We start from the raw sequence: 12722 nt of genomic DNA, 5'->3' as shown, positions 1-12722 counted from the left end.
CGGGCCGAGCCGACGCAGTCCTACCGAGAAGGCAACGTGCTCAATCCGATACACCTGCGGACCCTAAGAGAATGTGTACGAACCGGCTCGTTCGCCGAAGCCGGTCGAGTCCTCGGCTACACCTCCTCGGCCGTGTCACAGCAGATGGTGCTGTTGGAACGTGCTCTCGGCGCGAGCCTGTTCGAACGGACCGCGCGCAGCATCCGGTGCACTCCGTTGGCCGAGCGGCTGGCCCAGCGCAGCAAGGAAGTGCTCGGGGAGTTGGAAGCCATCGAGCGCGAGATGCGATCAGTGGCGGTGGGGGAAACCGGAAGCTTGCGGCTGGCAGGCTTCGCCACCGCCAACGCGCGGTTGCTCCCGGACGTGCTGGCTGCCGTGGTGGCCGAGCGGCCGAACGCCCGGGTCCAGCTCGACGAGGGTGAGCCGGACGAGGTCATCGGGGAGGTTCTCGACGGGAACGTGGACGCGGCCGTGGTGTTCGAATACGATCTCGATCCCCGCAGTTGGCCCGCGGAACTCCGCGTCGAGGAGCTGCTGGCCGAACCGCTCCGGCTCTGCCTACCGGCGAAACACCCGTTGGCGGGGCGGGAAGCGGTGCGCCTGGACGAACTCGCCGCGGACTCGTGGACCTGCACCCGGGACGACACCGCCGGAGCACGGGTGCTGGTCCGGCTGGCGGCCGCGGCGGGTTTCGTTCCGAACATCGTATTCCGCAGCAACGACTACAAGGTGATCCGCGATCTGGTCGCCCGTGGCCTCGGCCCCGCCCTGCTGCCCGCCATGGCGGTTGGTGACGAGGACGTCGGGGTAAAACCGATCGCCGGACGACAACCGCACCGACGGGTCCAGGTGATCTACCGGCAGCACAACACCAACCCGCTGCTGCCGTTGGCGCTGGAGCGACTGGCGAAATCCTGCGCGGCACTTGCCGAGAGGTGGGCCGCACCCGGCTGAGAAGCCGCTCGCACCGGAGTTTTCCACATCGGAGTTCACGGCGGGATCGGAAACGAACATGAATCGGCGAACACCGCGAACCGAACCGGTCGACGACAACTTCCTGCGGGAGGTGGCCGCGTGGTCGACGGAAGGACACGTTCCCCGGAGCCCCGCGGCGGAGGGCGACGTTCGGACCGGACGGGAACTGCTCGAACTCTTCGACAGTCAACTCGGCAGCAGACACCTGGATCTGGCAGCACGTGAGCTGGGAGCTCGGGGCGTGGGCTACTACAGCATCGGCTCAGCCGGGCACGAGTCCAACGCCGCGGTCGCCGCCGCGCTGCGCACGACGGATCCGGCGCTGCTGCACTACCGTTCCGGTGGGTTCTACCTGCGCCGGGCCGCCGAAGTGTCGGGGGTCGCACCGCTGTGGGACGTGCTGCTCGGGGTCGTGGCAGCCGCGTCGGAACCGATCGCCGGAGGCAGGCACAAGGTGTTCGGACGCGGCGAGCTGAGTATCGTGCCGCAGACCTCGACGATCGCCTCGCACCTGCCCCGGGCGGTGGGACTCGCCTTCAGCATCGAACGTGCCGCGAAGCTGGGACTGCGGACCGAGTGGCCACGGGACTCCGTGGTGGTGTGCAGCTTCGGGGACGCCTCGGCGAACCACTCGACCACGGCCGGAGCCCTGAACACCGCGGCGCACTGCTCCTACCAGCACATTCCCCTTCCCCTGCTGTTGGTGTGCGAGGACAACGGCATCGGGATCAGCGTGTCCACCCCGGACGGTTGGATAAGACGGTCGCTGAGCACACGCGCCGAACTGACCTGGTTCGAGATGGACGGCAGTGATCCGCTGGAGTGCCTGGCGGTGGCCGAACGCGCCGCGGACTGGGTCCGCACCCACCGCCGTCCGGCACTGCTGCACCTGCGCACGGTTCGTCTGATGGGACACGCGGGTTCCGATGTGGAAACCGGGTACCGAAGCCCCGAGGACATCACCGCCGAGTACCGGCGGGACCCGCTGCTGGGTACCGCCGAAGCACTGGTCAACCACGGTGTGCTGGACGCGCGGCAGGTGATCGACCGTTACGAGGCCAAACGCGCCGAGGTCGCCGAGACCGCGGAACGGGCTCTCGACCAGCGCAAGCTGACCAGTTCCGCCGAGGTACGCGCTTCGATCGCGTGCGACAGCCCCGAGCGGATCGCCGAACGGGTGCGGCTGGTCACCGCCGCGTCGACGGGGCGGGCAACGGTCTCCGGTATCGCTCCGTCGAAGAACGGGACTCCGTTGACGCTGGCCCAGAGCATCAACCGCGCGCTCGCCGAGGAGCTGGCGCACAACGAAGGATCGCTGGTTTTCGGCCAGGACGTCGCCCGCAAGGGCGGAGTCTACGGGGTAACCCGTGGTCTGCACCGCGAATTCGGCGGCGCACGAGTGTTCGACACCCTGCTGGACGAGCAGAGCATCCTCGGCACCGCGCTCGGGGCGGGACTGGCGGGACTGCTCCCGGTTCCGGAGATCCAGTATCTGGCCTACCTGCACAACGCCGCGGACCAGATTCGCGGCGAAGCGGCCACGACGGGATTCTTCTCCAGCGGGAGGTACCGCAATCCCATGGTGGTGCGAGTACCGGGCTATGCCTACCAGCGGGGATTCGGCGGGCACTTCCACAACGACAACAGTGTCGCCGCGCTGCTGGACATTCCCGGTGTCGTGGTTGCCTCACCGGCAAGACCGGACGACGCGGCCGCGATGCTGCGGAGCTGTCTCGCCGCGGCCGAGGTGGACGGACGGGTGTGCGTGTTCCTGGAACCGATCGCGCTCTATCACACCCGCGATCTGCACGAACCCGGCGACGGTGGCTGGACGGCCGGCTACCCCGACGGCGAGTCGGGGCACGTACCGCTCGGCTCCGCGGGTGAGTACGTGTACGGTTCGGACCTCACGCTGGTCACCTCCGGCAACGGGCTGGCGATGAGTCTGCGGGTGGCGCGGCGACTGCGGCAGCGAGGAGTGGGGATTCACGTACTGGACCTGCGCTGGTTGGCTCCGCTGCCCCGGCACCAGCTGTCGCGGGCCGCCGAGGCGACCGGCAAGGTGCTGGTGGCCGACGAGACCAGGGCCTCCGGTGGCGTCTCGGAGCGTGTGATCACCGCACTGATCGACGCCGGGTTCACCGGCACCGTCCGTCGAGTCAGCAGCGCCGACAGTTTCATCCCACTGGGTGAGGCGGCCTATCACGTGCTGCTGGACGAGGAGAGCATCGAACGAACGGCACTGGAGATGCTCTGACACCCCTTCTCGAACCGGTCGGTTGCCCCGTGGCTGGGAGGTTCTGCCGTACTGGGCCCGTGCGGACCGTCCCCACCCGATGAGGCGGCCGCATGGCTGAGGGACCGTTCCGAGGAGTTCAGCTCCTCACCGGACCCGCCGAGCGGGCCCGGTGAGGCGACCAACGGCCTGGTGCACGGCGGCTCGCTCAGAGCGCTCCGTTGCTCCACGGCCCGGTGACGGCGTAGGTCACCCCGGGGGTCTGCACGTTGAAGAACAGCACGCTGCCGTCCGGGCTGAACGTGGCCCCGGCCAGCTCGCTGGTGTTCGAGCTGTTCAACGCGGCGAGGTCGAAGATCTCGCCGCCGGGGGTAATTCCGCGCAGCATGTCGGTGCCACGACCGTCCTCACAGAGCACCAACCCACCGCTGTTCGGGGAGACACAGAGGTTGTCCGGGCTCTCCAGCAGATCCGGGTCGGTGGACTCGTAAACCAGCACGAGCTCGCCACCGGAACCATCGTCGGGACGGTACTGCCAGACCTGGCCGAGACCGGCGTCACCACCGCTGGTGGAGTTGATGAACACCGAGCCGTCGCCGAACCAGGCCCCCTCCAGTCGGGCGAACACCGCGGCACCCTGTTCCCTGCCCTGGTAGAACACCGCCAGTGAATCGTCGCTGTCCGGGTCGGGATCGGCGATGTCGACCCACTCCACGGGCAGCGCCCGCCCGGGTTGTTGTCCGTTACGGGTGTCGTAGCGCGGTTGGCCGACGATCGCCAGCATCTGCAATCGGCCGCCCGCCGCCAGGTCGGCGGGATCCTCGGGAACGAACCGGTAGAACCCGGCGCTGCCGCGGTCCTCCGTCTCGTAGACGATCCCGGTGGCCGGGTCCACGGCCACCGCCTCGTGGGTGAACCTTCCCATGGCCGGGTACGGAATCGGATCGACCGGCCCCTCGGCGTCCACGGGAACCTCGAAGACGTAACCGTGCGGATTGTGCTCACCGAGGCCGGTGAAGGTCTCCTCACAGGACAGCCAGGATCCGTTGGGGGTGGGACCACCCGCGCAGTTGCGCACCGTACCGGCCAGCGTGGCGAAGGACTCGACGAGTCGCATCTCGGCCGGATCGAAGACGAGCGTGGTGGTACCACCCGCGCCGAAGGAGTCGTAACTGGGCTGGGCGAACGCCGTGCCGCTGCTCTGTTCGTGGTTGCGGACCAGTCGGACGGTGCCGTCCTCACCGGCGAACGCCGCCATACCGTCGTGGCGCGACGGCGTGAGCAGGCCGTCCCGCATGGTGCTGCCCGTCGCGCCGAACGCGACGTAGGAGAACCCCGCGGGCAGCAGGAGGTCACCGTCGGGCGGAGCCGGTCGCAGCGCACCGTACCCACCGTTGGACGCGGCACGGATGCTCCGGTCACCCCGACCGGGGCCGGCAGCGGCGGCGGTGTTGCTCATCAGCGCCTGCAGAGCTCCGGTGGCTCCGACGAGACCGGTGGCGGCGAGGAAGCGGCGGCGGTTGAGATGGGACGTGGTTGGTTCGGACTCGCGGTTCATCGAATCCTCCCGTGTCGGTTTCCGGGAACTCATCGATGGAACAGCGAGAAGGTAACCGGGGCGTGATCACCGGCTCGACGGGAACTGTCCGCGAAGCGGCGATCACGTACGGCACACGAACGACCACGTTTCGCCACGGCGAGCGATTCCGCGACCGACGGATGAGCCTGCCGCACTCGACGAATATCCCCTGGTGGCACGAAAAGTGCCGTCGCCCCCGCGTGGGGACGACGGCACCTGGCGGAAGGAAACACCGCCGCGACACGACTCAGGCGGGTTGCAGCACTCCCTCGGCCAGCCCGAGGTTGTCCACCACCTCACGAGTGGCCTTGGCCCGGTTGAGGCTGTAGAAGTGCAGGCCGGGGACTCCTTCGGAGATCAACCGCTCGCACAGCTTGGTACTCAGTTCGATTCCCGCCGCGCGGAAGGCCTTCGGGTCGTCGACCAACGGGTCCAGCACGTTGGAGACCTCGGCGGGTACGGGAACCCCGGCGAGATGCTGGAACTTGCTCAGCACCTTCGGCGTGGTTATCGGCATCACACCCGGTAGGAGGGGGGCGTGGCAGTCGCGGGCAGCGAGCCGGTCACGCAACCGCAGGAAGTACTCCGGCTGCAGGAACAGCTGCGCCACGGCGAAGTCGGAGCCCGCCCTGATCTTGTTGACCAGATGATCGGTCTCGGTCTCGATGTCCGTCGAACGCGGGTGCATGTGCGGGAAGGCGGCTACACCGACCGAGAAGTCACCGCAGGAACGAACCAGCCGAACCAGCTCGTCGGCGTAGAGGATCCCGTCCGGATGCGGAATCCACTCCCCCATCGGATCACCGGGCGGGTCTCCCCGGATCGCCAGAATGTTTTGGATACCCTCGCTCGCCAGCGATCCGACGACGTGCCGGAGCTCGTCCTTGGAATGGTCCACACCGGTCAGGTGCGCCATCGGCAGCATGGTGGTTTCCTGGGCGATACGCCCGACCGTGCGAATCGTGCGGTCCCTGCTGGAGCCTCCCGCACCGTACGTGACGGACACGTAGGCGGGGTCCAGCGGTTCCAGCTCGCGCACGGCTTTCCAGAGGATCCGCTCTTCGTCGTCGTTGCGCGGCGGGAAGAATTCCACCGAGAACACGGTCCTGCCCGGCTGTAGCCGGTCCACGACCCGGGTCACGTTCTGGCCTCCTTGTGTTGTCCTCACCGGCTCGGAACGGCCCCCGCCGGGATTCGGGTTCGCCGACAGGCGACGAGGGCCGGTTCCACTCGGTGTGCCGGGGCGGCCACCACCTCGGGCAGTGGCCGCCCCGAACCGCAGCAGTGTGCTGGCCGAGCCGGATCAGTAGCGGTAGTGCTCCGGCTTGTACGGTCCCTCGACGTCCACACCGATGTACTCGGCCTGAGCCTTGGTCATCTTGGTGAGGTTGACGCCGAGCGCGTCCAGGTGCAGCCGGGCGACCTTCTCGTCGAGGTGCTTCGGCAGCATGTAGACGTCGCGGTCGTACTCGTCGGTCTTGTTGAACAGCTCGATCTGGGCGATCGTCTGGTTGGTGAAGGAGTTCGACATCACGAAGCTCGGGTGCCCGGTGGCGTTACCCAGGTTGAGCAGCCTGCCCTCGGAGAGCACGATCACGGCGTGGCCGTCCGGGTAGGTGAACTCGTGCACCTGCGGCTTGATCTCGGTCTTCTTGATGCCGGGGGTCTTCTCCAGACCGGCCATGTCGATCTCGTTGTCGAAGTGGCCGATGTTGCCCACGATGGCGTTGTGCTTCATCCGGCTCATGTGGTCGGCCGTGATGACGTCGAAGTTGCCCGTGGTCGTGATGAAGATGTCGGCGGTGTCGACGACCTCGTCCATCGTCTTGACCTCGTAGCCCTCCATCGCGGCCTGCAGCGCGCAGATCGGGTCGATCTCGGTGACGATGACCCGGGCGCCCTGGCCACGCAGCGACTCGGCGGATCCCTTGCCGACGTCACCGAAGCCGCAGATCACGGCGACCTTACCGCCGATGAGCACGTCGGTGGCACGGTTGATGCCGTCGACGAGGGAGTGGCGGCAGCCGTACTTGTTGTCGAACTTCGACTTGGTGACCGAGTCGTTGACGTTGATCGCCGGGAACAGCAGGTCACCGGACTTGACGAGCTCGTAGAGCTTGTGCACACCGGTGGTGGTTTCCTCGGTGACGCCCTTGATCTCCTTGGCGGCCTTGGTGAACCGCTGCTTGTCGTTGGCCAGGCTCTCGCGCAGCACCGACAGCACGACCTTGAACTCGTCCGGGTCGTCCTCGGTCGGCTGCGGCACGGCACCGGCCGTCTCGAACTCGACGCCCTTCTGGACCAGCATGGTGGCGTCGCCACCGTCGTCCAGGATCATGTTCGGGCCCTGGTTGTTGGAGAAGCCCTGGAACAGCTGGTTGGTGCACCACCAGTACTCCTCCAGCGTCTCACCCTTCCAGGCGAACACCGGGACACCGGCGGGCTTGTCCGGCGTGCCGTTGGGGCCGACAACAACGGCCGCGGCGGCCTCGTCCTGGGTGGAGAAGATGTTGCAGGACACCCAGCGTACCTCGGCGCCCAGCTCCACCAGCGTCTCGATCAGGACGGCGGTCTGCACGGTCATGTGCAGCGAACCCGCGATACGCGCACCCTTGAGCGGCTTGCTGTCCGCGTACTCCCGGCGAGTCGCCATCAGGCCGGGCATCTCGTGTTCGGCCAGCCGGATCTGGTGACGGCCGGACTCGGCCAGCTTCGGATCCGCGATGGCGAACTCGATGTCTCCTGCCTTCTGCAACTTCGGGCTCATGTTTTCCCTTCCTCGTTTTCTCTATCGGGCAGCTTTCGGCCAGTGTCGCGCCTGCCGCCTGTCAGGTGTTGAAGTACTTGGCCTCGGGGTGGACCGCGACGATGGCATCGGTGGACTGCTCCGGATGGAGCTGGTACTCCTCCGAGAGTTCCACGCCGATGTTCTCCGCGCCGAGCAGTTCGACGATCTTGGCGCGGTCCTCCAGATCGGGGCAAGCACCGTAGCCGAGCGAGAAGCGGGCACCGCGGTAGCCGAGCTTGAAGAACTCCTCGACGTTGTCCGGGTCCTCGGAGGCGACCGTCTCGCCGGAGGACCACTGCAGCTCGCGGCGGATGCGACGGTGCCAGTACTCGGCCATCGCCTCTGTCAGCTGCACACCGAGACCGTGGATCTCCAGGTAGTCCCGGTAGGCGTCGGCGGCGAACAGCTCGTTGGCGTAGTCGGCGATGGGCTGCCCCATCGTGACCAGCTGCAGCGGCAGCACGTCCACCTGGCCGGTGGCCTCGGCCTTCTCCCTCGAGCGGTAGAAGTCGGCCAGGCACAGCCTGCGGTCCCGCTTCTGCCTCGGGAAGTTGAACCGGAACCGTTCCGGAGCGTCCGGGGAGTCCTTGTCGAGCACGATCAGGTCGTTGCCCTCGGACACGCACGGGAAGTAACCGTAGACCAGCGCCGCGTGCTGCAGGATGCCCTTGGTCGCGAGCTCGTCCATCCACGCGCGCAGCCGGGGGCGGCCGTCGCTCTCGACGAGCTCCTCGTAGCTGGGTCCCTGTCCCTTCTTGGCACCGCGCAGCCCCCACTGTCCGAAGAACGTGGCACGTTCGTCGAGCAGCGCGAGGTACTCGTTGCTGGAAAGCCCCTTGACGACCTTGGAGCCCCAGAACGGCGGCGTGGGAACGGGAACGTCGGCGTCGACGTCGGAGCGGACACTGTCGTCGCGCTCGTCCGGTTCCGGCCCCTGCTCGGCCTTGCGCTTCTCCGCGATCCGGTTGGAACGCTCGCGCCTGGCCTTGCGTTCGGCCTTCTTGGCCTGCTCCGCCTCGTCCTCCTCGGGGTTCTCGCCGCGCTTGGACTGCATGATGCGGTCCATGAGCTTGAGTCCCTCGAAGGCGTCCTTGGCGTAGCGCACGTCGCCCTGGTACATCTCGTCGAGGTCGTTCTCGACGAAGGACCTGGTCAGAGCGGCACCGCCCAGCAGAACCGGGTACTTCTCCGCGATTCCCCTGGAGTTCATCTCCTCCAGGTTGTCCTTCATGATGACCGTGGACTTGACCAGCAGTCCGGACATGCCGATCGCGTCGACGTTGTTCTTCTCGGCCTCTTCGAGAATGGTGTTGATCGGCTGCTTGATGCCGATGTTGACCACATCGTAGCCGTTGTTGGACACGATGATGTCGACCAGGTTCTTGCCGATGTCGTGCACATCGCCCTTGACCGTGGCCAGCAGCAACTTGCCCTTGCCACCCGAGTCGTCCTTCTCCATGTGCGGCTCGAGGTGGGCCACCGCGGTCTTCATGATCTCGGCGGCCTGCAGCACGAAGGGCAGCTGCATCTGCCCCGCGCCGAAGAGGTCACCGACCGTCTTCATCCCCGACAGCAACGTGTCGTTGACGATCTCGAGCGGCTTCTTCTCCTGCATCGCCTCGTCGAGATCGGCGTTCAGACCGTTCTTCTCGCCGTCGACGATGCGCTGCTCCAACCGCTCGAACAGCGGCAGGGCCGCCAGCTCCTCGGCCTTGGACGAACCGGTGGTCTCGGCCGACTTGCCCTCGAACAGGGCCATCAGCTTCTGCAGCGGGTCGTAGGCGTCCTCGGTCTCGGTGGCCTCGGTCCGCCGGTCGTAGACGAGATCCAGCGCGACCTGGCGAGATTCCTCGTCGATCTTGTTCATCGGCAGGATCTTGGACGCGTGCAGGATGGCACTGTCCAGACCGGCTTCCCGGCACTCGTTGAGGAAGACCGAGTTGAGCACCTGACGGGCCGCGGCGTTGAGACCGAACGAGACGTTGGACAGACCCAGCGTGGTCTGCACCTCCGGGTGCCGCGTCTTGAGCTCCCGGATGGCGTTGATCGTCTCGATGGCGTCCTGCCGGACCTCCTCCTGACCGGTGGTGATCGGGAATACCAGGAGGTCGATGATGATCGCGGACTTGTCCAGACCCCAGTTCCCGGTCAGATCCTCGATGATCCGCTCGGCCACCCGCAGCTTCCACTCGGCGGTGCGGGCCTGGCCCTCCTCGTCGATGCAGGTGCACACCACGGTGGCACCGTGCTCGACGGCCATCTTCATGACCCGGTCGTAACGACCGCCCTCCTCGGTGCCGTCCTCGTAGTTGATCGAGTTGATCGCGCACCGACCGCCGAGGTGCTCCAGGCCGACCTCGATGACGTCGGCCTCGGTGGAGTCCACCATGACCGGCAGCGTCGAGGCGGTGGCCAGCCGGGAGGCCAGCTCGCGCATGTCGTGGGTGCCGTCGCGGCCCACGTAGTCCACGCACAGGTCGAGCATGTGGGCGCCCTCGCGGGTCTGCCCCTTCGCGATCTCGACGCAGTCCTCGTAGCGCTCCTCCAACATCGCCTCGCGGAACGCCTTGGAGCCGTTGGCGTTGGTGCGCTCGCCGACGTTGAGGATCGAGGCTTCCTGCTCGAACGGGATCGCCTGGTACATCGAGGAGATCGACGGAACGATCTCCGGCTCCCGCTCCGCCGGACTCAGCTCGGATACCGCCTCGGCGACCTGGCGAACGTGTTCGCCGGTCACACCACAGCAGCCACCGACCAGCCGAGCACCGTAGTTGTTGGCGAAGTCGACCAACGCATCGGCCAGTTCGGCGGGCTGCAGCGGGTACACCGCCCCGTTGGGGCCCAGCTCGGGCAGCCCGGCGTTGGGCATGACCGAGATCGGCACCCGCGCGTGATCGGCCAGCACCCGCAGGTGCTCGCTCATCTCGGCGGGCCCGGTCGCGCAGTTCATGCCGATCATGTCGATGCCGAGCGGCTCCAACGCCGTCAGCGCCGCACCGATCTCGGACCCGACCAGCATGGTGCCGGTCTGCTCCACGGTGACGTGGGCGATGATCGGAACCCACTTCCGCTGCGTGGCCATCGCGCGCTTGGCCGCGACGATGGACGCCTTGGTCTGCAGCAGGTCCTGCGAGGTCTCGACCAGGATCACGTCGACGCCGCCGTCGAGCATGCCCAGTACCTGCTCGTAGTAGGCGTCCCGCAGGTCGGCGTACGGGGCGTGTCCCAGAGTGGGCAGCTTGGTTCCGGGACCCATCGACCCCAGAATGAAACGCGGCTTCTCCGGCGTGGAGTACTCGTCACAGCACTCCCGGGCCAGCGCCACACCCTTCTCGGAGAGGTCCCGGATCCTGTCCTCGATCCCGTACTCACCGAGGTTCGGCAGGTTGCAGCCGAACGTGTTCGACTCGATGGCGTCCGAGCCGTTCTTCAGGAAGCCCCGGTAGACCGAGCGCACGACGTCGGGGCGCGTCTCGTTGAGGATCTCGTTGCAACCTTCGAGGTTGTTGAAGTCCTCCAGGGTCAGGTCGTGCTCCTGCAGCGCCGTACCCATGCCGCCGTCCCCGACGAGCACACGTTCGGCGATGGCCGTGAGAAACCCGCTCGGGTCGTTGTCCCGACGGCCCGATTCTTCCTGTTTCGTCATCACGCTGCCTTCCCGAACGCTTCAGCGAAGCACGGATTCGATCTCGCCCGCGGCCTGCTTGCCGTAGGCCTCGGCGAACCTCGAAACGAACGAGCCCTTCTCGACCTCGTATTCCTGCGGTCCGTCGGTTTCCAGGGATGTTGTCGCCAGGGTGCACCCGAGCTGAATGGAACGCTCGAGGCCCAGGCCGTTGGCCAGACCGGCCAGGAAGCCCGCGCGCAGCGCGTCACCCACACCGGTGGGGTCGCCGACCTGCTTGGGCTTGACCGGGGCGATCTCGACCGTCTCGGCCGACTTGGACTCGATGCGCACACCGTTCTCACCGAGCGAGGTGACCCACATGCCGACCTGGTCGAGCACCTCGGCATGCGACATGCCGGTGCTCTGCAGCAGCAGGCTGTGCTCGTACTCGTTGGTGAACAGGTACTTGGCACCCTCCACCAGCTTACGGATCTGCGGCCCGTCCATGAGGGCGAGCTGCTGGCCCGGGTCCGCGACGAACTCGAATCCGCGATCGCGGCACTCCTGGCTGTGGCGCACCATCGCTTCCGGATCGTTGGCCGAGACGATCACGAGGTCCAGGCCGCCCACCCGGTCGGAGATGGGCTTGAGCTCGATCTCGCTGGCCTCGGACATCGCGCCGGGGTAGAACGAGGCGATCTGGTTCTGGCTCTCGTCGGTGGTGCAGGTGAACCGAGCGGTGTGAGCCGTCTTGGAGGTGTGGACCGCACTGGTGTCGACACCGTGCCGGTCCAGCCACGCACGGTACTCGGCGAAGTCCTCGCCGACCGCGCCCACCAGCAGCGGTGTCACACCGAGCTGGCCGAGGCCGAAGGTGATGTTGCCCGCGACACCGCCGCGGCGCACCTCGAGCTGGTTCACGAGGAAGGAAAGCGAAACCTGGTCGAGCCGGTCGGCGATGAGCTGATCGGCGATCTTGCCCGGGAAGGACATCAGGTGGTCGGTGGCGATTGAACCGGTCACCGCAATTTGCACTGGGAAAACTCCTTCACCAGGGCCGGTGACCGTCTCGCGGCACCGGCCCGCGGTCGTGGATGAGCGAACCTGACATTGCTCGCCACGCCGCGGGGCGCGGAAGCTTCCGCGCCCCGCGGCGTCGACGAAACGTCGCTATGCGGCTGTCAGAGGCCCGCGGCGCTCTTCAGGGCCTCGACACGGTCGGTGCGTTCCCAGGGCAGGTCCACATCCGTACGCCCGAAGTGCCCGTAGGCCGCCGTCGGCGCGTAGATCGGCCGCAGCAGATCCAGATCCCGGATGATCGCCGCCGGACGCAGATCGAACACCTCGTTGATCGCGGCCTGAATCTTGACCGGATCCACGTTCTCGGTGCCGAACGTCTCCACGAACAGCCCCACCGGAGCCGCCTTACCGATCGCGTACGCCGTCTGCACCTCGATCCGGTTCGCCAAGCCCGCGGCCACCGCGTTCTTGGCCACCCACCGAGTCGCATAAGCCGCCGACCGGTCCACCTTCGACG

General features: G+C 67.0%; 8 protein-coding genes. 2 read left to right on the top strand and 6 right to left on the bottom strand.

Features of this window, described 5'->3' with window-relative positions; all coding sequences use genetic code 11:
- Positions 1 to 36 precede the first annotated feature (36 nt).
- Both BM394_RS17680 and BM394_RS17675 read left to right on the top strand, forming a co-directional pair.
- Positions 37 to 954, top strand: a complete 918-nt coding sequence (locus tag BM394_RS17680; protein ID WP_092979895.1) for a LysR family transcriptional regulator — start codon at positions 37 to 39, stop codon at positions 952 to 954.
- Between the two features lie 58 nt (positions 955 to 1012).
- The gene (locus BM394_RS17675; protein ID WP_092980140.1) at positions 1013 to 3232 is read left to right on the top strand and encodes a thiamine pyrophosphate-dependent enzyme; all 2220 of its coding nucleotides are present in this window, start codon (positions 1013 to 1015) and stop codon (positions 3230 to 3232) included.
- A 187-nt stretch (positions 3233 to 3419) separates the two neighbouring features.
- Here the strand turns inward: BM394_RS17675 and BM394_RS17670 are convergent, their stop codons facing one another.
- The 6 genes from BM394_RS17670 to BM394_RS17645 all read right to left on the bottom strand — a co-directional run.
- Positions 3420 to 4769, bottom strand: coding sequence for an alkaline phosphatase PhoX (locus BM394_RS17670; RefSeq protein ID WP_092979891.1), 1350 nt, complete (start codon positions 4767 to 4769; stop codon positions 3420 to 3422).
- 268 nt (positions 4770 to 5037) lie between these two features.
- Positions 5038 to 5931: a methylenetetrahydrofolate reductase gene (locus tag BM394_RS17665; RefSeq protein WP_092979888.1), complete on the bottom strand. Its 894-nt coding sequence runs from the start codon at positions 5929 to 5931 to the stop codon at positions 5038 to 5040.
- 162 nt (positions 5932 to 6093) lie between these two features.
- Positions 6094 to 7557 (bottom strand): adenosylhomocysteinase, encoded by a 1464-nt coding sequence (gene ahcY / locus BM394_RS17660; RefSeq protein ID WP_092979885.1) that lies wholly within the window; start codon positions 7555 to 7557, stop codon positions 6094 to 6096.
- 61 nt (positions 7558 to 7618) lie between these two features.
- Complete coding sequence (gene metH, locus BM394_RS17655; RefSeq protein ID WP_092979883.1) at positions 7619 to 11224, bottom strand: methionine synthase; 3606 nt, start codon at positions 11222 to 11224, stop codon at positions 7619 to 7621.
- 21 nt (positions 11225 to 11245) lie between these two features.
- Positions 11246 to 12220, bottom strand: a complete 975-nt coding sequence (locus tag BM394_RS17650) for a carbohydrate kinase family protein (RefSeq protein ID WP_092979878.1) — start codon at positions 12218 to 12220, stop codon at positions 11246 to 11248.
- Between the two features lie 146 nt (positions 12221 to 12366).
- Positions 12367 to 12722 (bottom strand): methionine adenosyltransferase domain-containing protein (locus BM394_RS17645; protein WP_175530159.1); only part of this gene is annotated, 356 nt, incomplete at its 5' end.

The organism is Actinopolyspora lacussalsi subsp. righensis, from assembly GCF_900116555.1.
GTDB classification, from domain to species: Bacteria; Actinomycetota; Actinomycetes; order Mycobacteriales; family Pseudonocardiaceae; genus Actinopolyspora; species Actinopolyspora lacussalsi.
Note: the sequence above shows the minus strand (reverse complement) of the source record. Positions and strands in the feature narration are given on the sequence as shown.

Excerpts from the sequence above, each read along its gene's own strand:
- BM394_RS17675 (WP_092980140.1), top strand. The coding sequence starts at position 1,013 with ATGAATCGGCGAACACCGCGAACCGAACCGGTCGACGACAACTTCCTG.
- BM394_RS17670 (WP_092979891.1), bottom strand. The coding sequence starts at position 4,769 with ATGAACCGCGAGTCCGAACCAACCACGTCCCATCTCAACCGCCGCCGC.
- ahcY (WP_092979885.1), bottom strand. The coding sequence starts at position 7,557 with ATGAGCCCGAAGTTGCAGAAGGCAGGAGACATCGAGTTCGCCATCGCG.
- metH (WP_092979883.1), bottom strand. The coding sequence starts at position 11,224 with ATGACGAAACAGGAAGAATCGGGCCGTCGGGACAACGACCCGAGCGGG.